General features: G+C 30.5%; 16 protein-coding genes. 2 read left to right on the top strand and 14 right to left on the bottom strand.

The genetic code is table 11. The annotated features are described in order from the left end of the window. From WAO56_RS05365 to WAO56_RS05355, 3 genes are all read right to left on the bottom strand, one after another. A partial coding sequence (locus tag WAO56_RS05365) for a Cna B-type domain-containing protein (protein ID WP_422146296.1) occupies window positions 1-5774 on the bottom strand: 5774 nt, incomplete at its 3' end. A 547-nt stretch (window positions 5775-6321) separates the two neighbouring features. Beyond that, window positions 6322-7149 (bottom strand): P-loop NTPase, encoded by an 828-nt coding sequence (locus WAO56_RS05360; protein ID WP_422142787.1) that lies wholly within the window; start codon window positions 7147-7149, stop codon window positions 6322-6324. A gap of 178 nt (window positions 7150-7327) precedes the next feature. Then, on the bottom strand, window positions 7328-7786 hold the full coding sequence (locus tag WAO56_RS05355) for a hypothetical protein (RefSeq protein WP_422142788.1): 459 nt from the start codon (window positions 7784-7786) through the stop codon (window positions 7328-7330). A gap of 154 nt (window positions 7787-7940) precedes the next feature. Here WAO56_RS05355 and WAO56_RS05350 point away from each other — a divergent pair, with 154 nt between their 5' ends. Next, entirely contained in the window at window positions 7941-9269 is a 1329-nt protein-coding gene (locus tag WAO56_RS05350) for a TRAP transporter large permease subunit (protein WP_422142789.1), read from the top strand. Window positions 9270-9277: 8 nt separating this feature from the next. Beyond that, window positions 9278-10270 carry a dipeptidase gene (locus WAO56_RS05345; RefSeq protein WP_422142790.1) on the top strand — a complete coding sequence of 331 codons (993 nt, stop codon included), beginning with the start codon at window positions 9278-9280 and terminating at the stop codon, window positions 10268-10270. 146 nt (window positions 10271-10416) lie between these two features. Here WAO56_RS05345 and ftsH read toward each other — a convergent pair whose 3' ends face one another. From ftsH to WAO56_RS05290, 11 genes are all read right to left on the bottom strand, one after another. Beyond that, window positions 10417-12222 (bottom strand): ATP-dependent zinc metalloprotease FtsH, encoded by a 1806-nt coding sequence (ftsH, locus tag WAO56_RS05340; RefSeq protein WP_422142791.1) that lies wholly within the window; start codon window positions 12220-12222, stop codon window positions 10417-10419. Next, window positions 12219-12671: a hypothetical protein gene (locus WAO56_RS05335; RefSeq protein ID WP_422142792.1), complete on the bottom strand. Its 453-nt coding sequence runs from the start codon at window positions 12669-12671 to the stop codon at window positions 12219-12221. Before WAO56_RS05335 ends, ftsH begins: the two co-directional genes overlap by 4 nt. A 131-nt stretch (window positions 12672-12802) precedes the next feature. Beyond that, window positions 12803-13342 carry a TetR/AcrR family transcriptional regulator gene (locus WAO56_RS05330; RefSeq protein ID WP_422142793.1) on the bottom strand — a complete coding sequence of 180 codons (540 nt, stop codon included), beginning with the start codon at window positions 13340-13342 and terminating at the stop codon, window positions 12803-12805. A 566-nt stretch (window positions 13343-13908) separates the two neighbouring features. Further along, window positions 13909-15684, bottom strand: a complete 1776-nt coding sequence (locus WAO56_RS05325) for a cell wall-binding repeat-containing protein (protein ID WP_422142794.1) — start codon at window positions 15682-15684, stop codon at window positions 13909-13911. Between the two features lie 170 nt (window positions 15685-15854). After that, window positions 15855-16988, bottom strand: coding sequence for a cell wall-binding repeat-containing protein (locus WAO56_RS05320; RefSeq protein ID WP_422142795.1), 1134 nt, complete (start codon window positions 16986-16988; stop codon window positions 15855-15857). A gap of 219 nt (window positions 16989-17207) precedes the next feature. Next, window positions 17208-18173 (bottom strand): cell wall-binding repeat-containing protein, encoded by a 966-nt coding sequence (locus tag WAO56_RS05315; protein ID WP_422142796.1) that lies wholly within the window; start codon window positions 18171-18173, stop codon window positions 17208-17210. 99 nt (window positions 18174-18272) lie between these two features. Next, window positions 18273-18416, bottom strand: a complete 144-nt coding sequence (locus WAO56_RS05310) for a YvrJ family protein (RefSeq protein WP_422142797.1) — start codon at window positions 18414-18416, stop codon at window positions 18273-18275. A gap of 45 nt (window positions 18417-18461) precedes the next feature. Then, window positions 18462-18680: a DUF2922 domain-containing protein gene (locus WAO56_RS05305; protein WP_422142798.1), complete on the bottom strand. Its 219-nt coding sequence runs from the start codon at window positions 18678-18680 to the stop codon at window positions 18462-18464. A gap of 29 nt (window positions 18681-18709) precedes the next feature. Then, window positions 18710-18913 (bottom strand): hypothetical protein, encoded by a 204-nt coding sequence (locus tag WAO56_RS05300; RefSeq protein ID WP_422142799.1) that lies wholly within the window; start codon window positions 18911-18913, stop codon window positions 18710-18712. 34 nt (window positions 18914-18947) lie between these two features. Next, the gene (locus WAO56_RS05295; RefSeq protein ID WP_422142800.1) at window positions 18948-19514 is read right to left on the bottom strand and encodes a sigma-70 family RNA polymerase sigma factor; all 567 of its coding nucleotides are present in this window, start codon (window positions 19512-19514) and stop codon (window positions 18948-18950) included. A 229-nt stretch (window positions 19515-19743) separates the two neighbouring features. Further along, a partial coding sequence (locus WAO56_RS05290) for a cell wall-binding repeat-containing protein (protein WP_422146295.1) occupies window positions 19744-21660 on the bottom strand: 1917 nt, incomplete at its 5' end.

Below are 21660 nucleotides of genomic sequence, written 5' to 3'. Positions count from 1 at the left end.
GATATAGAAGCATTTCCACCTATTAATATTACCTTAGTCGCTCCAAGTCTGTTAATTTCAGCTTTTACTTCTGCTGGAACAGCATCTTTTCTTGTTAACATTATTGGTGCACCTAGTTTATTTGCAAGTACTGTTGCAGTTAATTCATCTGTATATTTTTCTCCACTTGCTAGTAATACTATATTGGATTTGCTATATTCTTTTGCTACATCTACTGATGTACCATAACGGTCTTTACCAGATAGTCTGTATTGTACAAAGTCTGCTAATTGACGTTCTACATTTTCAGTTAATGTTGCTCTACCACCTACTAAGGTTATTTCCTTAATTGTTGGTGGTGGTATAACTGATGGTTCACTTGGTTCTTCTGGACTACTATATGTGTTGGTTACTGTAAAGTTCAAGTCTTTTCCAGTTACTGCTCCTTCTGGACTTATTGTTGCTGTGTAGTTTTCTGGTACTGTTGATTCTTCTACATAGTATTGATATTCTCTTCCTTCTTTATCGTGTTTTGCTAGGTCTTTAAAAGTTTCACTAGTCTTGTCTTTCGTTACTTTAAATTCTTCTTTAAAGTCTTCATCTAGCATTTCTTTTTCTTGACCATTTTCTTCTACTACTACTTTTCTTAGTAGATTAATAGTTGTATCTGTTTCTTTTCCACCTTCCCAAACTTTGTTGATTGTTACTTTTACTTCGTTTGGATCTTCGGTTCCACCAGCTCTACTATTTATAACAGTAACTTTTGCTTCATTTTCTGTTCCCTGTTCAGTTTTATTTGTTAAAACAATTTTTGCAGGTGCTGTTGTTGCATCAGCTTCCCCTACTTTATAAGTTGCTACATAGCCATTAGCATTTGTTTCTGTAATAGTATATTCACCATAGTATAGACCGGTTAATTCTACTTTTTCTCCTGCCTTTATATCTACTGTTTTTTCGTAGCCATATGGTCCTGTTACTTTTACTTCAAATACCGCTTGAGCTGATATACTTCTTTTTGCTCTTGCTGTTTCTAATTCATTATTTAGTACTTTGTTTATGGTAAGTTTTCCATCACCTTTTCTAACTGTATTGGTGATTGTGTTATCTGTAAAGTTATATTCACCTAAAGTCCAGTTCTCGTTTGTATTTTCATCTTTATTTGCAAAGTCTTCTTTTACAAAGTAGGTGTATTCATTACCATTACTATCTGTCTTATCTAAGTTATCCCATTTTGCTGTTAGGGTTGTTCCATCTACTTTCTTTACGTCTGCGCCTGTTACTAATTCTTCAGTACCTTCTCCAACTTTTCTATACAGGGTAAATTCCATTTCTGGACGAATTACTTCTTCGTCACCATCCCAAACTTTAGTTGCTGTAAATTCACCTTGTGGTGATGTATAAGTGTTGGTTACTGTAAAGTTTTTCTCATTAACATTATCTGTATTTTCTACCTCTTTAATTACTGATGTGTAATTATCAATTTTTCCTTCAACTATAGTATATTTTATTTCCTTACCTTTTTCATTCTTTGGTAATTTTGTCCATATCAGTTCAGAATTTCCTTCAGTCAATACTTTTTGACTATCTGGGACTTCTGTTATTTCTCCACCTTCAACCTGCTTGTTTAATTTAAAAGTAATGTCAGGTTTTTTCGTTGGTCCACCTAGCCATTCTTTTGTTAATTTTATATTTACGGTTTCTGGAATATGATAATTAGTTAAATTAAACTTATCAACAGTATAGGTATATCCTTCAATTCTAACTTCTGCTAAACTATATCCTATTTCCCTACCATTCTTATATTTAGGAAGTCCTTCCCAGCTATATTTCCAATTACCTTCTTCGTCAGGTCTTACAATCGCCGGGTTATCATCTCTTTCAACTTTAATTGCATTACCATCGAGTAATAATACTGCTATTTCTTTCGGTCTTATACCATCTTGATTATCATTGTCATGCCAAGTTTTAGTCCCTGATATATTTATTGTTTCTGGAGTATGTGAATTGATTATAGTAAATATATTTTCTTTATTGGTAATGCTAGTTGTGTAACCTTCTACCTTTTCTTCTATTACAGTATAATTTATTTCCTTACCATTTTTATATTTTGGAAGTCCTGTCCAACTATATTTCCAATTGCCTTCTACATCTTCTTTTACAGTTAATGTTTTATTCTCTAGTTTTATTCCATCTGCCAACAGATTTACTGTAATGCTTTCTGGCCTTAAACCGTCTTGATTATTGTTATCTTCCCATATTTTCATCCCTGAAATATCTATAGTTTTTGGAGTATATTTATTTACTATATTATAGTTTTCTGAATTATATTCTGGACTATAATTTAAAACCTCTTCTTCTTTAACACTATATTTTATTTCCTTACCATTCTTATATTTTGGAAGTCCTATCCAACTATATTTCCAATTACCATCTTTATCAGGCTTTACTTCTATTGGATTTGTTAAATCTTCTTTTTGAACTACTGGCTCTCCATCTGCCAATAATTTTACTTTTATACTCTCAGGTCTGTTTCCTTCAGCATTATCATTGTCATCCCAAGTTTTGATACCTGAAATATCTATAGTTTTTGGAGTATAGGTATTAGTTATGGTAATCAAGCCACTTGTTGGTGATTTTTCTTGAGTGGTCTTATATCCCTCCGGAACATTTTTTTCCTTAACAGTATAGTTAATAGGTTCTCCTTCATGGTTTTTTGGCAAATTAGACCAGCTATAAAACCAACTTGTTTTTGCTGTTAATTTCACAGAGTCCTTTAAATCTCCATTTGCATATAGCTCAACTTCCACTTCTTCTGGTCTAGTTCCATCTTGATTATCTCCATCTTGCCAACTTTTAACTATATCCACATTTATCTGTTCAGGATTATATGTGTTTATTAAAGAACCACCGGTTATATATTCTGGAGTGTATCCATCTACTTCTTTCTCCCTTACAGAATATAGTATTTCTTTTCCATCTTCCATTGCAGGTAAGTTTTCAAAACTATAAGCCCATATATTTTTTTCTAAATCTGTAGCTGTTTTTTCTGTTACAACTTGCTCTTTACCTTCTACTTTTTTCGCCTCAGATTCTCCAACGGTCTTATATAGCTCTATAGTAATACTTTCCGGTCGTTTTTTATCTCTATTATTATCATCATTCCAAGTCTTAGTAGCCTCTATGTCTATAGTTTTTGGAACATGTTTATTTGTAATAGTTATAGTTTTTTCTGTATTTGTATCATTATATTCTTTTTTGTAAACAGGATCTTCATATCCTACGCAACTGGTTAACTCTTCAACGTCATATTGTATTTTAGAGCCGTCGGACTTATATTTCTGCAATTTGTCTTTCCAGTTATATGTCCAGCTATTACTATTATTTAATACTATTGGTTCCCCTACTTTTTCACCATCTGCTGTTAATTGAATTTTAACTTCCTTTGGTCTCAACCCATCTTGGTTATTCTCATCATCCCAAACTTTTTTTATAGTTAGATTTAAATATTGGTCATCTGCTTTTGGCGTATTAGTAACCACTATCTCAGTTTTTTTATTACTTATTGATAGTGAAACTTTACCATTTTCAGGTGAATAAGTTGGTTCAAAACCATGAGATTCTATTTCTTTTACCGTATATTCCCCATAAGATAAATTGCTAAAAGTAAATTCTGTATTGGCTAATAATATAAATATATATTTTCCATCTTCCGTTTTAGTTAAACCTTCTACTCCCTCTAATACACTTGTCCCATCATCTCTTATAGGGCCAATCAGTTCAAATGTAAATATAGGTGGTGTATTACGTTTAAATCTATTTTGATCAGATATCGGTGCAAATACTTTTTTTACTGTTAATTCTCCATCTGATTTTTCTGTATTAGTAACTAGTATGTCAGTATTTGGAAACTCTTCATTTTCCCTTATAGTAAAACTCTCATGACTTATTACTGTATTATAATCCTCACTACTATGAGCAGGATCTCCTGTAAATCCTGTTTCAGAAACGGTATAATTATTATTGTATTCAAGCTTTGTTAAAACTTTTTTATCTCCTGCTTTTAAATTATACTTACTATCTCCAACTGTTATTTCAAATATTCTATTGTCATTTTCTCCTGATAAAATATTTCCATAACTATCTATAAGTTTTTTCTCTATTGTTATAATAGTGGGCTTTACTTTAGGAGAAACAAATATTTCCTTATTTGTCTCATTATTAATATTTGTATATTCTAATATGGTATCTCCATTAGTAGGATACCTTCCATCTTCATCAGGTCTTGCAGTTAATATGTCATCATCAATTTCTACCCTATATTTTAATTCTGCATATTTTATATCAGATCCTGGCTTAATAGATTGTGTCAAGGTACCCATATTCCAATCTATGGTCTTTGTAACTTCATTATATTCATATGTTCCTTGACTTACTGTAATATTTTCTGCCGGACCAATTACTATAAAACCTTGCCCCATAGGATCTGTAACTTTTCCATTTTTTACAGCAGCAGCAATTTCTCCGCCTATCTCTCCAAAAATTGTACTCAGATCCTCAGGATTAGCTGTATAGGCTTTTCCCGGACTTGCCATTTCATTTAGAATATATTCCCCAACTTCTTCTACTTCTAAAGCTATAGTATAGAGTAGATAATTATCACTTTTAGCAAAACCAGCTTCTGCTATGGCACTATTGCCATGATTGTAATAATAAATATTTCTATTTTCATTATCTTCTTCAAAAGAGTTTCTCAATACCTTTCCAGTTCCAACTGTTTTCTCATAGTCAAACTGTTCTTTAGGAATTGTTTTAATCGTTTCATAAGCGTCAAATTCTACATAGTTTGGGAATATCCAACCAATGTCTATAACGGTTTTACCAAACCATTCAGTATATGTTCTAGGATTATGGATTTTATAACTATAAGTTGGTACCCCATCAGATAAAAGTACTATATTTTTTATATCTGCATCAGAATTGGCTAATATTGCCTCTGCTTGGCGAATTCCTGCTTGTGTAAATGTTCCACCTCTAGCATTCAAATTATTAATAGCTCTTAGAACCACGTTTTTATTATTTGTAAGTTCTTGATTTACCCTAACGTTATCCGCAAAGGAAACCACCGCTATTCGAGTTTTTCCATTGCCTGGCAATAATATATTCGTAAAGTTTCTAGCAGCTTCTTTTGCTGCAACCATTCTTCCGTTGTCTTTCATACTTCCTGATCTGTCTATTACAAGAACTATATCTGAAGTTTTTTCTGTATCTCTGCCTTCAACTCTAACAGTTACATCCCAAGTATTTACCTTTCCTGGTACAGGCTCTGCAGTTTTATATGTTTTTACTTCACCTGGTGCCAGTCCGTCTAAATCTCTTTTAACTCTTGTATTTTCAAACGGCATTTCCGGATAAATATCATACTTTATTTCCGGTGCCTCAATTTCCACAGGACCATCTAAATGATCTAGATTGTCACCCATTTCAAATTCTTCGTTAATATTATTAGGAATATTTTCTTCTAAATCTGAAGATACTTTCTCTTCATCTCCAATATGTACCTCTTCTAATTCCTCTTCTTCATCCTTATGTACTTCTTCAATTTCCTCTCCGTCCTCAATGGGTACTTCTTTCAGTTCTTCATCAACACTTTCCTTCCGTTCATTTTCTTCTGTCGTTTCTGTCGTTTCTTTCCTTACTATATTGTCATCAGCATAGGTTTTTGTAAAAAATACATTTAAATTTCCCATTAAGATGGCAATTAATAAAATAAAAGAAATCACTCTTTTGTTTTTCACAATTTACCTCCTTTTGCATTTATAATTCTATTCCTATTAAGTACCATTGTCGTTATACTATATTTTATACACCTTGTTTAAAGTTCAATATAACAATTATCTTAAAATAGTTGTAACTTCTTCTACCTAAACTATTTTATTAATACTAAATACTTAATTTCCCACCCTTATTATTTTGTAACAATTGCCACAATTTCTGTATACTATTAGCTATAAATCATTTCTTTTGCTTGTTTTGTTTTATTATTCTACTTAAGATAACGATTTCAATATCTTATTACATATATCGTAAAATATTAGTTTTTTATGGTCAAATCTTAGGTGATTGTGCCAGGCACAATACTTTTTCCTAATATCATCAACTAAAGCCTATTAATTAGCCTTTCTCTTTTTTAGAAAAATCAATCTATTATAGATTTAAAGTTTAAAAAAGTTTGAAAATTTATAATTCTAATAATAAATCAATAAACATTAATTTAAAATCAATTATTAAAAGTAAAAAAAGTAAAAAACAAAGGAGAGGGTTTCCCCTCTCCTACTATAACTATTAAATTACTTCCAATTTATCTACTATATCAAATAAATAATTTTCTTTTATATCAAAAATCCTACCGGCATCTGTTGCCTTAGAAATTTCCGGATTAATTGGAATTCTACTAAATGTATCTATATTTTCATTTTTTGCTATTTCTTCTATTTTACTTTCTCCAAAAACTGCAATCTCTTTTCCACAGTCAGGACATTTTAAATAGCTCATGTTTTCTACAGCTCCTATAACATCTACATTCATCATAGTAGCCATTTTCACTGCTTTTTTTACAATCATACTAATTAAATCCGATGGTGCTGTTGCAACAACTATTCCATCTATTGGTAATGATTGGAAAATTGTTAATGGTACATCACCTGTTCCCGGTGGCATATCTATAAATAAATAATCTAACTCACCCCAAATAACATCTTGGTAAAACTGTTTTACTACGCCTGCTATAATTGGGCCTCTCCATATTACAGGATCTTCCTCATTTTCCAATATTAAGTTAACACTTATTATTTTTACACCATTCTCGGCAACTTGTGGAATTATTTTACCTTCATTATTTGCATAGGCTTTTTCATGAATTCCAAAGTATTTAGGAATACTTGGACCGGTAATGTCAGCATCTAAAATACCAACCTTATAACCTTTTTTTGCCATTTCAGAAGCTAATAAACTGGTAATTAAAGATTTTCCAACTCCACCCTTACCACTTACTATTCCTATTATTTTCTTTATTTTAGTACTTTCATCAGGTTGTATTAAAAAACTGCTTGGTGCAGTTCTGTCTGAACATGTTTGACTACAATCTGAGCAATTTGAATTACAATCAGCCAAAATTACTCCCCCTTATATAACTGTAATTATAACACAAAATTATATTACATAATGTGATTTTTATCATTAATATTTAATTCCGTAAATTATTTAATACCCATTTATTATTATAAAATCACTATTTAAATAAAAATTGTTTTATAAATTTATAGTAACTAAAAAAAGAGCATTTCTGCTCTTAATTACATACAATATAATTTTTTTCCTCTATTATTAGCGCCGACAACCTTCCGTTATTTATTTTCTTCTCAATAGTAGTTTTACTTTCTAAGGATTTAAAATTTATTCCATTTACTAAGTAAATTTTATTTCCAATAATATTTTTAATAGCAGAAATCTTTATATATGTAGAAGCTCCATCATTTTTACAAATTGGTTTTCTTGTTTTTATTGGTACAAATATATTTTCCTTATTATAAACATAAGGAATATTCTTCTTTATATAAAGATGTTTTTTAATAATTAACCTAACTTGCTCCATATCAAGTAAATCAAACCTTGCCATCTGTTTAAAAATTGTAGAAATCCTCCTGTTATCTTTTACTAGGGAGCCGTCTAGTAAATATATATAAGTAATATTTCCAATTCCATTAACATATTTTGGTTCGAGAGCAATTATATCATCTTTAGAATACATATATCCCTCCAGTGCTTAAATTATATCAGAACATATGTTCGAGGTCAATTTTAAATATTTATTATATATTAATTGTTGTAAATTTCTTAAATTATTATTTTAAGTTACATTAATATAGTATTATGATAATATAAATATAAAGGAGGAAAAAATTATGGAACTTGGTACAAATGCATTGATTAATAGTCCATCATTGTGGGGATTAATACCATTGTTGATTTACATAGTATTAATTTTTATGAATCAATCAAATTTAATGGCTACCTTAGTAGGTATTTTTGCCGGTGCAATTATAACAGGACAAAGCCTAGGTATGATGGCCGATAATTTTGCAACAAGTCTTGGCTCCTCTGTTGCTATTATTGGTTTCATTATTATGTTAGGCTCAGGGTTAGGAAAACTAATGAATCGCTCAGGTATTACAAAAACTCTAGTTTATTGGATAGTTAAAAGAATTGGAGTTGACACTCAATCTAAAGCAAAACTTGTTATTATAATTGTTTCCATTGTAATTTGTGGTTTACTGGGAACATTAGGTGGCGGTAATGCTGTTGTTGCACCAATTATTATTCCAATACTTGCTACAGTTGGAATAACTCCATCGGCTGCATCTTTAATATTAAAAAACGCCGGTGAAGTTGGTCTTATTTGGGGACCATTAACAGGAGTAACAATTATGACCTTAGATGTTACCGGTCTTTCCTATGGACGCTTTATGTTATTTGCGGCAATTCCTTTTGGAGTACTTTGGTTAATTGGTACTTGGATTGGAGCAAATAGAGTGCAAAAACAAACTGTCGGAACTGAAAGTTATGAAATAACAGAAGATATGAAGGTAGAAAATAACCGGTCAACTAAAAGGGAGAATATTGCTACAATAGTATTCCTACTTAGTTTTATAGCCTTGGTTCTTTACGGTATATTGGCAAAACAAGGAACAAGTTACGCTATTTTAGTAATGGTTGTATTAATAGTAGTTGTTTCTATTGTTGGTGGAATTAAGCCAAAAGAAGCGGAAACTGAAGTTATTTCCGGTGTTGCCAGTATGGCGGAACTATTTTTAATATTTGTAACAATAGATGTTCTTTTAAATCTTGTTACAGTAGCCGGTGGATTTGAAGCCTTAGCTAACTTTATAGAAAATGCTTTCAACGGTATCGGAGCTACTTCTGTAATGTTAATTTCCAGTATAACAGGTGGATTAGGAATTGAAGCGGCTGCAGTTTCAGAAATTCAAATAATTTCCGATATGTTTGGTGAAATGGCAAGAAATGCTAAATTACCAATGGAGATGTTTGCTATTTCATTACTTGCTGCAACAAGGCTTACCGGTAGTATTTATCCAACTTCAAATTTAGTTGGACAAATGGGAATAGCTCATTCCAGTAATATGAAAAAAGTATTACAAGGTAACTGGATTAGTATAATTCCGGTTGTAATATTCATAATAGTTTGGGCTTTTGTAGGGGTAAAAATATTATAGGTGAAAATATGAAATATATAGACTTACATTGTGACACTATTCTTCCTCTTATACAACAAGGGGAAAATAGTTCCTTAAGAGAAAACAAAGAACTGGCTTTAGACTTAGTCGGCTTAAAAAAAGCGGAAACAATGGCTCAATGTTTTGCTATTTGGATGCCTGTTGCAGGGGATTTAGCCGGAGTAGAAGTTTCTGAAGAATTAGTTCCTAACGGTAATAATTCCGATATGGCTTATATTGAACTTGCCAGTAAAAGACTAAGAAAAGAAATTTCTGAAAATAATGATTTAATTACATGGGCAAATAATGGAAAAGAAATTGAAATAAATAATAGTAAGGGTTTAATATCTGCCATACTTACTATTGAAGACGGAAGGGCCGTTAATGGTAAAATGGAGAATTTAAAATATTTTCATGATTTGGGAGTTAAAATAATTGCACTAACATGGAATTATGAAAATTGCTTCGGCTTTCCAAATTCAACTGATAAAAATATTATGAACAAGGGTTTAAAGGACTTTGGTATAGAGGCAATTTCCTATATGAATGAACTTGGAATAGTAATAGATGTTTCTCACCTATCCGACGGTGGATTTTGGGATATAGCTAAGCATTCTAAAAAACCCTTTATAGCAACCCATTCAAATTGTCGAGCTTTAGCAGATCATCCAAGAAATCTTACAGACGATATGATTAAGGCTATTGGAAATGCCGGTGGAGTTGTTGGCCTTAACTTCTCTCCAAGATTTTTAAAAAAAGATGGTAACCATTCTTCTATTGACTTAATGGTAGAACACCTTAATCATATGAAAAATATCGGTGGCTTGGACATTCTTGCCATAGGTACGGACTTCGATGGAACTTGGGCCGATATTATGGATATTGAAAGAGCAGAAAATATGCAATTACTATTTGATGCCCTAGAAAAAGACGGTTGGAAGTATAATGAAATGGAGAAATTTGGTTATATTAACGCCTTAAGAATTTTCAACACAAATTAGTAAAAGAGGGTTCTTCCCTCTTTTTTACTTTTCCTATTATATTTCTAAATTCCAGTACTTAGACTACAGGTAATTACTACAAAATAAATACAAAAATATCCTTAAAATAATAGATAAGTCTACTAATTTAAGGATATTTAAAATTTCTATTTAGCTGTTAATATTGTCATAAACTCTTCACCTGAAATAGTTTCATTTTCATAAAGATGTTTAGAAATCTCATCTAACTTCTGTCTATTTTCCAATAAAATAGATTTTGCTTTTTCGTACTGCTCCTTAATTAATCTTACTACCATTTTATCAACTTCTTTTTGAGTATCTGGGGAAGATGCTAATGATGCATCACCACCTAGGTATTGGTTAGTAACTGTTTCAAAGGCTACCATTCCAAATTCTTCACTCATACCAAATCTTGTAATCATGGCTCTGGCTAATTTAGTTGCTTGTTCAATATCGTTAGAAGCTCCTGTAGTAATAGTATTAAATACTATTTCCTCTGCTACCCTACCTCCAACTAAGGTTGTAATTTTATTTTCCAACTCCTCTTTTGAAAGTAAGTTTTTGTCACTTTCTTCAACTTGCATAGTGTAACCTAAAGCTCCTGAAGTTCTTGGTATAATTGTAATTTTTTGAACCGGTGCCGAATTTGTTTGTAAGGCTGCCACTAGAGCATGGCCAACTTCATGGTAGGCAACAATTAGTTTTTCCTTGTCTGAAAGTATGGCATTTTTCTTTTGATAACCGGCAATTACAACTTCAACAGACTCTTCAATATCCTCTTGTTTAACAATATCCCTTCCGTCTCTTACAGCTCGTAAAGCTGCTTCATTTATCATATTAGCCAGTTCTGCCCCTGATGCTCCTGCTGCCATTCTTGCTATAATACTATAGTCAATTCCAGGTTCTGCCTTAATTTTCTTAGCATGTACTTTTAAAATTTCTTCCCTGCCTTTTAAGTCCGGTAGTTCAACAGGTACAGTTCTGTCAAAACGTCCAGGTCTTGTTAATGCCGGGTCTAAGGACTCAGGTCTATTTGTAGCAGCTAGTAAAATTACTCCAGTATTACCTTCAAAACCGTCCATTTCAGCTAGTAATTGGTTTAAGGTCTGTTCTCTTTCATCATTTCCACCAATATTTCCATCACGTTTTTTTCCTATTGCATCTATTTCATCTATAAATACAATACATGGAGCTTTTTCCTTAGCCTGTTTAAATAAATCCCTTACCTTAGAAGCTCCCATACCAACAAACATTTCAACAAATTCAGAACCAGACATAGAGAAAAACGGAACTTTCGATTCACCAGCAACAGCCTTGGCAAGCATAGTTTTACCAGTTCCTGGAGGTCCAACTAAAAGAACTCCTTTTGGCATATTTGCTCCTACCTTAGAATACTTTTTAGGATTGTGTAAATAATCCACTATTTCTTCAAGATTTTCCTTTGCCTCGTCTTGACCTGCAACATCCTTAAAACTTATTCCTTCTTCTGACGGAACATATACCTTTGCATTACTTTTTCCAAAAGTTAAGGCATTTCCCCCACCAGCCTTAGACATAATTTTTTTAGACATATAAGCCCCAAATAAATAAAATATTGCTAAAGGCACAATAAAGGATAGGAAAAAGGATAATATTGGAGATGTTGGTTGTACTATTTTTGCAGAATATTTAGCTCCTGCCTTATAGAGTCTATCGTTTAATTCCGGGTCATTTACTATTCCTGTTTTATAGAAATTCCCGCCCTTATCTGAAAATACTATTTCATTTGATGAAAGCTCTACTTCCTTAATATTACTTTCCTCTGTCATTTTCATAAATGTACCATAGTCTACTTCTTTTACTTTTTGTTCCAAAATTAATGGTTTAATTAAAATATTCAATAACAAAACTACGACTAAGACAATAATATAATAAAATAACAAGGACTTTTTAGGTGATTTTACTTCTTTCATTTATATTCCTCCTCTGAATGCTTTTTATTAAAATTTAACTGATAATTTGAAGCTATTAGAGAATTATATATAACATTTATCATAGAATATAAGGCCATATCTAAGGTAAATTCTGCATATACAATAATACTTTCTAATATTCTTTCGTCTATTTCTTCATTATTATCAAAAAATAAATCATCTATACTTTTTTGAATTTTTACTACTCTCTTATTAAAATCCACTTGTGCCTTAGCAAGCTCCCTTACATATTCCGACTTGCTGTTTTTAGAAGAATTAACTAATTCTTCTTCTAACTGACTATACAAAATTTTAATTTCATCTAATTCTTCTATAATTTCTTCCTGACTGAAAAATTGCATTTCATAAATTCTACTTCTTAACCTATTATATTTTTCGTCTATTTCACATAATTTTGCAGTTAAAAATTCATTAGTAGCATTTACCATAAAGTACTCCTTTCATTGAATTTATAATATCAAGAAGAAGGACCTTTAACCACTATCAATATTTACTGGCTGTAAATACAAAAAGACAAAAGTGTAAAGATTCTTTACACTTTTGTCTTTCTGTAAAACAATTATTTAAAAATTATTAACTTTCCTGTTAATAAATCACAAATTTTTCCTGCTAATTCTTCTATTTCATCCTTATTATTGTCTATGTCACTATTCATAATTAAACCTAAAACACCAAAGGAATAGAATTTTAAAGTTACCTCAAAATCTGAAACAGGTAAATCTAACTTATGACTTTTTTCTAAAAGCACTTTTCCAATATATTTTTTTATAATTTTGGAAATAATAAATTCAAAGTCCTCCCGTCTTTTAGAATTTTTTATATTCAAAAACAAAGGCTTGTATTTTAAGACAAATTCAATAAATAGTATAATAGAGTCCTTCATATTATCTATTTTTCGACTTTTCCTATAAACTTCCTCCATGTTTCTTTCAATAATCCAACTAAATAAGTCATCAAAATCTTCAAAATGGTAGTAAAAACTTTGTCTAGTAATATTACATTTTCCAACAATATCCTTAATAGTTACCTTGTCTATTCCCTTTTCTTCAATTAATTCTTCTGCAGCTAGTGCCAGTACTTCTTTCATATCTATAGCCATAATAATCTCCGTTAAAACTAAATGTTTATTTATTATACCATAAAAGACTTTTTCTGTATTAAATATGACCTACCTACAATTTGTTTTTTAAGGTTTTTATGCTCTTCAGTTTAACGCAGACTGTTCTTACCAAGCTTCTGCCAACCTTGGATAACAGGTTGCCTTTGACCTACCTACAATTTACTTCGTTAATTGGGTGGATAGTTTGATTATAAGTTTTATTTCGTTTTTAATGTTTTTTATGACTTTCATCTTTACGCAGACTGTTCTTGCCAAGCTTCTGCCAACCTTGGATAACAGGTTGCCTTTGACCTACCTACAATTTACTTCGTAAATTGGGTTAGGTCATAAAAAAATACACCCTATCAATAAATGATAAGGGTGCATTAATTTGGGGTCAAAATTATTGTAAGAAAAGTTTCCTTCTCCTTTCATAACTTCTATACTAGAATAACATATTTTAATTAATCTATTATTACAAAAATATTAATTATATCTAACAATATCCTTACAAAATTTTCAAATTCAAACCTAGCTCTATTATTTCCTACAAATAGCTTAAATCTTTATTGTAATATATTGTTTAATCTCTTATATATACTAGGACCTATAGATGATTTTCCACCTACTATAAATATTTTTTCCATTTGGCCTTTTTCTTTTACACCAATAATATATTTTTCCTGTGAACTTGTTAAACTATTTTCATCAGTTAAAATAATAGGTGCGTTTTCAACCTTAGATAAGGATATTGCAGATAATGCATCCGGTGCCTTATAAGCATTTGCAACTATAACTGTGTCTACTACCTTTAATTTCTTGGCAATTTCTAAAGCTGTTTCCTGTCTATTACTTCCGGCTATTCTATTACTTATATTAATATTGGTGTTTTTTAAAACATCATCATCAACTGTTGATTTTCCACCTACTATAAGGGCTGACTTAATATTTAAATCCCTTAATTCTTTTCTTACATGGGATTCTAAATATTTTCCATTTGTTAAAACAATACCCTGCCTATTCTCCCTAGCATAAGGTCCAGCTGACAATGCATCTGCAGCTTTGTCTTCTAAACCATTTGTTATAATAACAGAATTTCCATAAGAAAAATCATTTTTTAACTTTCTAAGAATTTTAGTAGATGTTTCATAACGGTCTTTTCCTGAAATTCTTTCAACATTTTCCTTTCCTAACTTACCTAGTAAATCCTCTATTGATTTTGAAACAGAAGCTCTTCCACCAATAATATATATTTTTTCCCCACCGGACTTTTCAATATAATCTTGTATTTCCTCTTTCATACTATCCGATTTAACCAGTAGAATTGGAGCATTTAATTCATTTGCTAAAGGTCCTGCAGCTAAGGCGTCAGCTGAAATATCGCCATTGGCTATGACAATATTTTCCGTTGTCGGATATGATTTTTTTGCTATTTCTAAAGAAGTTAAAAATCTGTCAGCACCTGCAAGTCTTGTAATTTTTTCACTTTCTTCACTATAAATATCTAGTTTATTAATATTAGTAACGAAATCTCCTGAATAAGACTTAGCTAAAATAATATCACTTTCTTTAATTTCTTTAACTGGAATAGTAAAATTACCCTTATTTAATTTTACAGAATAATTGAAGGATTTTTCTTCTATTGTATCAATAATATATAGGGTAAAATTCCCTTTTGCCCTTCCCTTTATTTTACTATCTCCTACTGAAATAGAATCTACCCTTAAGTCTAAATCCTCTACTGTTTTATTAGTTGGATAACTATCGTAATAAACAAAATCCCCTCTGGTATAGACCCTTACTTCTTCATTATATTTAAAAGAATTGTCAAAAGAAATTATTCCAATACCATTTTCCTTAATAATACCTGTCTTTATTTCTGAATTTTCATAGGTTTTATAATTATGAACATAAGAAGTGAACTCAGTTCCAGGAACACCATAAACCTTTACTTCCTTATTTCCTATTATTGGAGTATCTACAATAATTTTATTAAAAATATGTAAGTCAGTTAAATAGTAGTCCCTTACTTCATTCTTACTTCCTACTTTATAATCTTCACTATGCATACTTCCAAACTGAAAATAGTCGTTGCTAAAACTTCCAATATAATAGTCCGTAGGATTTTTTATAGCAATAGCAGAATTTTTACTAACTTTCTGCATTTGATTTTTAACATTTTTCCCTTCTACTGTTATGGTAAATCTATCAACAACCTTAGCTGGTCCGTGTAAATTAATTTGAAAATCTATCTTATTATCTGCCTTAGAACTATTTGGCAAATATCCAATTACCATAAACATAGCCATAAAAAAAGCTAGAAATTTAAATCTTCTTTTCATATTAATCCTTCCCCTTTCATATTATCTTTAGTATATAATAAATATTAAGACTAAAGTTTACATAATAGTTACTATATAATTACAAAATAGTTAAAATTGCCTTACAATATCCTAACAAAAAAAAGCCATATGACTTAATATCATATAGCTTTAAAAAATTATTTATTTTCTTATTTTTCTGTTTTGGAAGTTTTTGCTTCGTTCTTATCTGTTGTGTTAGTTGAAGTATCTTCTGTTACTGGTTTAGTTTCTTCCATAGGTTTAGTTTCTTCAACTGGGTTAGTAGGTTTTACTTCTTCAGTTTCTTTAACAGGAACTTCTACCTTTAAAGCCCTTAACTCCTTTTCAATATTTGAAGAAACAGAATTTTCTCCACCAACAATAATTATATTTTTAATATTCTTATTGCTAGTTATATAATTTTTTGTTTCTTTAGAAAGTACTTTAGCATTTGTTAATAATATTGCCCCCTTGTTTATACTAGCTACTGGAGCAGAAGCTAAGGCATCAGGATAATCATATCCATGAACAAGAACAATAGTATCAATATCCTTATTTAATTCTTCTTTATATGCTTTAGCTATTTCAACAGCTGTTCCTTCTCTATTAGGGCCTGCATATCTTGTTTTTTCTGAAGTTGATTTTGTAACCCTATTAGTTCCACCAAAAGCTATTGTATGAGCTGAATTAGTATTACCTTTTTCAATTGGAATTAGAGGAATGAACTTATCAAGCTGTGAAACGAAAGGACCTGCAGATAAAGCGTCTGCATAACTACTTCCGTCTATTGCTGCAAATTCAGTCCAGGAAGTATCAATTCCTAAGTGTTTTGCTCTTGCCTTTGCAATTTCTTGAGCTGTATAAGCTTTATTTCTACCAGCTAATCTTTCTACAGTAACACCTGCTTGTTTTAAATTATTTTCAACCTTTGAAGAAACTGTAGCAGTACCACCTAATAAATATATCTTTTCAACTTCTAGTCTTTTAATTTCCTTAGACACAACACTTGGAACATTATTTTTTCCTACTAATAGGATTGGAGCCTCTATTTGAGTTGCTAAAGTTCCTCCAACTAAAGCGTCTTCAAATCTTTCTCCACTTGCAACAACTGCATATTTTGACTTTTTAAATGTTTTTTCACTAGCCACCACAGCTGTTTCATATCTTCCAGAGCCAGCAATTCTTGTTACCTCCATGTTTTTTGTTTCTACCTTGTCGTCTGCTTGAGCAATTGTTGGAATAAAAGAACCACAAATAATAGCTAACGATAATGCCAAGCTTCCAATTCTAAATCTTTTTTTCATTTTCTTTCCCCCTTATTTTTTATTACAAATGTATTATAACAAATGATATTGTCTAATAAATTACAAACCAGTTACTATACGGTTACAAATCGGTTAATTTTACCTTACAATATCCTAACAAAAAACAATATTTTGTTATCTTTTTGTAATCTAGAGTTTTTGCAATAAAAAAACCTTATACCTAATTAAAATTAAGTATAAGGCCTTTCAATAATATAATTATCTAGTTATAGCTTTTAATTCATTTTCAATATTAGAAGAAACGGAATTTTCTCCACCAACAATAATAATATTTTCAATATTTCTATTATTTAAAATATAGTCCCTAGTTTCAGCCGATATTTTTTTACTTTCCGTTAATAAAATCGCTCCATTATTCATACTAGCCACTGGTGCTGATGCTAGTGCATCTGGAAATTTATTACCATTTACAAGAATTATAGTATCAATGTCCTTTTTTAATTGAGTCTTATAAGCGTCTGCAACTTTTATAGCTGTTTCATAACGATTTTTCCCAGCATATCTAATTCTTTCATTATAGCCCTTAGGTACAGAAGATGTTCCACCAAATACCATATAATATGACTTACCAGAACTTATATTTTTCATGTAGGGATATAAATAGGTAACAGGATCCATTTGCCCTACAAAAGGAGCTGCAGCTAAAGCATCGGCAAAATATCCACCATCAACAACAGCATAATAATCTCCAGGAATTATGTATTCAGCAAAATTATATCTTATTTCCTCAATTTTTTTTGCAGTTTCAACTCTATCTGCTCCGTATACCCTTTCGACTTTTGCTCCTGTTTCCTTTAAAATATCTCCCGATTTAGCTGAAACAGTACTTGTACCTCCAAGTAAATATATTTGTTCTACCGATAATCTTTTTATTTCTTCTAACACCTCTGGTGAAACCTTGTTTTGTTCTACTAATAAAATTGGTGCATTTATTTGAGCAGCTAATGTTCCCCCTACTAAAGCATCAGGATAATCTTCACCACTGGCAATAATAACATACTTAGAGTTACTAAAAGTCCTTCTACTTATATTAATAGCCGTTTCATATCGATCTTTACCAGTATATCTTGTAACATTTAAACTACTATTAGCCTTCGATATAATAGGACAAAAACTATTAAAAATTGATAAGGCTAACAATAAACCGATTAATTTTTTTCTCATTCTATCCCCCCCAACTAATATTATACAATATAATCCTAACTATAATAGCAGTTTAAAACAAAAATAGGTGCCCCTGTATATTACAAGAGCACCTATGTTTTATTTTTTACTTTGAATTACCGTTGATAATTCTTGGATACTGTTAGAAAGATTTTCCAACTTGTTTTCAATTCTAGCCAGTAAAAAAACTGTAATTACAATAGGAAAACCAATATTAGCAATATATCCTAAAATCTCTTCCATAATTTCACTCCTTTAAAAAATTAAAAGGAGCAAAGCTCCCTTTAATTAAGCTATATCAAATTCTGTATAAGTAGTTTCTACTAACTTAGCTTCAACTGCCTTATTCATAGTAGCTATTTTCCCTTGTAAAACCTTTGAATCTGCAATATTTAAAATAGCAGCTTTAACAACTTCATCTGTTAAACCAGATTTAATATTATCTACTTTTAACTGCATAGTTTCATCAAAATCATTTGCAAATTTCATCATTATATAACTATTCATCCCTACCTCCTTTCAAAACTTTAATTACCTTAACCTAAAATAGCTTCTTCAATTCTGTAAACATTCTTATTGTCCCCTTCAATTAAAGTTAATACAGCATCTCCTGCTTTTTTTAAGTTTTCATCATTTGCTTCACTGTCTATTGAAGAATAGGTTTTTGACTTGTTTACATTTTTCTCTCCATCATTAATAGTAAAAGCGATTTTTAATTTAACTTTTTCTACAGTCTTCATTTTCTCACCTCCTATTTATATATTCGTTTAAAGCTTAAAAGTTACCATTATTAAGTAAAAATTTCTTTAAACTCCTTAATCCATTAGTTTTAGTATTTACAATAGTCCTGTAGGATTTACCATATTTACTGGCTATTTCCTTTAAACTCATCTTATTAAAATAAAAATCAACAATAATATTTCTTTGATTTTCAGTAAGCTCCATTAGTCCACTGTATAGGATTTTGTTTCTTTCCCTAATATTGTAGTCTTCCTCTATATTTGTCTTGTCTGTAATTAAATCAAGTAAAGAAATATTTTCTCCACCTTCTACTTCTTCATCTAAAGAAACAAAGTCATCCCTAACATTGTTTTTGCCTAAATAAAAATAGTATATTCTAGACTTTAAATAGCCTGAAAATGGAATATTTTTACTTTCATCAAAATCTAAAATCGCCTGACAAATTTCCAAAACCCCCTCTTGTAACAGGTCTTCAAATAAATTAGCTTTATTATAGTATTTTTTTATTCCAGAAATTAACAAGGGCTTGTAACTTTCAACAACAATATGGGCCTTGGAAATATCCTTCTCCTTAACAATTTGTTCAACTAAATTTACCAATACTACGCCTTTCTTGCAGCTGCAGTAAATTCCTAGGTAAATTAATTGTATAGCCTTAGTTAATAAATTAAAAAAGCAGAATAGGTGGTCATTCTTCTCATAAAATTAAGAATGACCACCTATTCTGCCTATTTTTATTAAGAATAAGCCCTTATTCTTAATATTTTGTAACTATTCCCTGTTTTTTGCAATAAAAAAATACCACTTCCTAAGAAGCGGTATTTTAAAATTATTTAATTAATTCCTCTAAGCTTGTCTCTAATATTTCAAATACAGATTTAGGACCACCAGCTATATAAATAGTTCCTATTGGTTTTTTACCCTTAATAAATTCTGTTTGAGAATCGGTAATACTATTTTCTGTTGACAATAGGATTGCTGCATTTTTAGTCTTAGCTAAAGAAGCTGAAGCTAAAGCATCTGCAGATTTATAACCATTTGCAATTATAATAGAATTAACATTTTCTAATTTTTTCGCAATTTCAAGAGAAGTTTCATAACGGTTAGAGCCAGAAATTCTATCTCCAACAGTTAAACCTGCATCAGTAACAGCCTTGTTTGAAACAGAAGCAGAGCCACCAACTATTTCTGCACTAGTAATTCCTAAAGACTTTAAGCCTGTCTTAACCTTATCTGTCGTTGCTTTTTCTCTCGTTAAAATAATAGCTTGTTTAGATTGAGTTGCATAAGTTGACGCTGCTAAGGCATCAGCATCCTTATCCTTTAAACCATTAGCAAAAATAACTGATTTTTTATAATCATGGTTTTTAACTAATTTATCAGCTATTTTTAGTGATGTTTCGTATCTGTCAGAACCATATATTCTTTCAGTCTCTGTATTTGCAGAAGGTTTTACATTTCTTACTACCTTGTCAGATACAGAAGCTGAACCACCAGCTATATATATTTTCTTAGCTCCAGATTCCTTAATGTAATTAACAACATCTTGTGCAACAAAGTCTTTCTCTACTAAAAGTATTGGAGCGTTTAACTCATTAGCTAAAGGTCCTGCTGTTAAAGCATCTGCTGAAACATATCCATTTGCAATAATAACTGCATCTGTTGTTGGATAAGATTCCTTTGCTATTTTTACTGCTGTAATAAATCTAGTAGAGCCATATAGTCTTTCAACAGAAGAAGCTGTTTTTATTACGGTATATACCCCCTTATCTTTAGAGTTCATAGCTTTAATGTAAACTTGGTCATCATTAACAAAACCTGTTTTATATTCTATTTCAAACTTACCATTTGAAACCTTAGCCTCATTTAACTCAGTGAATTTCTTAGTACTTGTATTATATACATAAGCCTTTACAGAAGTACCTGTTGAAGTACCTGTAATTTTCTTATCACCTATATTAATTTCCTCAGTTTTTACTTCTAAATTTGTTTTTTCAGAATTTACCTTCACTGAATTTTCTGCAACTAAATTATTGCTTTCTGCTGTTGCCTTTACAGCAACTCCTCTTGTTAATATTCCGGTATTTTCTAATTTAACTGTAGCTTTACCATTTAAATCTGTTTTTACTGTTTTAGTTGCTAATTCATTACTAGCTACTGTATCTACTAATTTAATATTTACATCTGTACTAGGAGTTGTATAAACATTAAATTCTTCTAAACCTCTTTCGTTACTAGAAATTCTAGGTGCATCTATTAAAACTTTATAATTTTCACTTTTTAGTCCAAATTCAACTTTTGCTGTTTTTGTTAAAGCAATTTTATAGACAGATTTTGTTTTTGTACTATTGGTTTCATCTTTTTCAATAACAATTCCACCACTATCTCTTACAATTACCTCATAATCATCAGGAATATTTGTAAAAGTAACAGTATAATCTCCTTCTTTTATTTTGATTTCTTTATTTAAACCAAAATTTTCAATTGTTGAACTAATTTTTATTTTGTTTTTAATTTCAGTAGGTGCTTTAAAATCTACCGTTATATTTCTATTATCTGTAATTCTAGTTAAATATATTTCCACATCAATACTATCTTTACTTGTGTTAATAGTGGATATTGTAGTTTTAACACCATCAATTTTCATACTATTAAATTTATAATCAACTGTATTATAACTTATAGGATAATCTTTGTTTTTTGTTAAGTATATCTGTTTATCATAAAAACCAAACTTTTTACCAGC

Source organism: Miniphocaeibacter sp. (genome assembly GCF_049276255.1).
Taxonomy (GTDB): domain Bacteria; phylum Bacillota; class Clostridia; order Tissierellales; family Peptoniphilaceae; genus Miniphocaeibacter.
The sequence above is the reverse complement of the archived record's forward strand: the minus strand, read 5'-3'. Positions and strand labels throughout refer to the sequence as shown.

Excerpts from the sequence above, each read along its gene's own strand:
- WAO56_RS05310 (WP_422142797.1), bottom strand. The coding sequence starts at position 18,416 with ATGGAAGAGATTTTAGGATATATTGCTAATATTGGTTTTCCTATTGTA.
- WAO56_RS05305 (WP_422142798.1), bottom strand. The coding sequence starts at position 18,680 with ATGAATAGTTATATAATGATGAAATTTGCAAATGATTTTGATGAAACT.
- WAO56_RS05350 (WP_422142789.1), top strand. The coding sequence starts at position 7,941 with ATGGAACTTGGTACAAATGCATTGATTAATAGTCCATCATTGTGGGGA.
- WAO56_RS05300 (WP_422142799.1), bottom strand. The coding sequence starts at position 18,913 with ATGAAGACTGTAGAAAAAGTTAAATTAAAAATCGCTTTTACTATTAAT.
- WAO56_RS05335 (WP_422142792.1), bottom strand. The coding sequence starts at position 12,671 with ATGGTAAATGCTACTAATGAATTTTTAACTGCAAAATTATGTGAAATA.
- ftsH (WP_422142791.1), bottom strand. The coding sequence starts at position 12,222 with ATGAAAGAAGTAAAATCACCTAAAAAGTCCTTGTTATTTTATTATATT.
- WAO56_RS05320 (WP_422142795.1), bottom strand. The coding sequence starts at position 16,988 with ATGAAAAAAAGATTTAGAATTGGAAGCTTGGCATTATCGTTAGCTATT.
- WAO56_RS05345 (WP_422142790.1), top strand. The coding sequence starts at position 9,278 with ATGAAATATATAGACTTACATTGTGACACTATTCTTCCTCTTATACAA.
- WAO56_RS05315 (WP_422142796.1), bottom strand. The coding sequence starts at position 18,173 with ATGAGAAAAAAATTAATCGGTTTATTGTTAGCCTTATCAATTTTTAAT.
- WAO56_RS05325 (WP_422142794.1), bottom strand. The coding sequence starts at position 15,684 with ATGAAAAGAAGATTTAAATTTCTAGCTTTTTTTATGGCTATGTTTATG.
- WAO56_RS05355 (WP_422142788.1), bottom strand. The coding sequence starts at position 7,786 with ATGTATTCTAAAGATGATATAATTGCTCTCGAACCAAAATATGTTAAT.
- WAO56_RS05330 (WP_422142793.1), bottom strand. The coding sequence starts at position 13,342 with ATGGCTATAGATATGAAAGAAGTACTGGCACTAGCTGCAGAAGAATTA.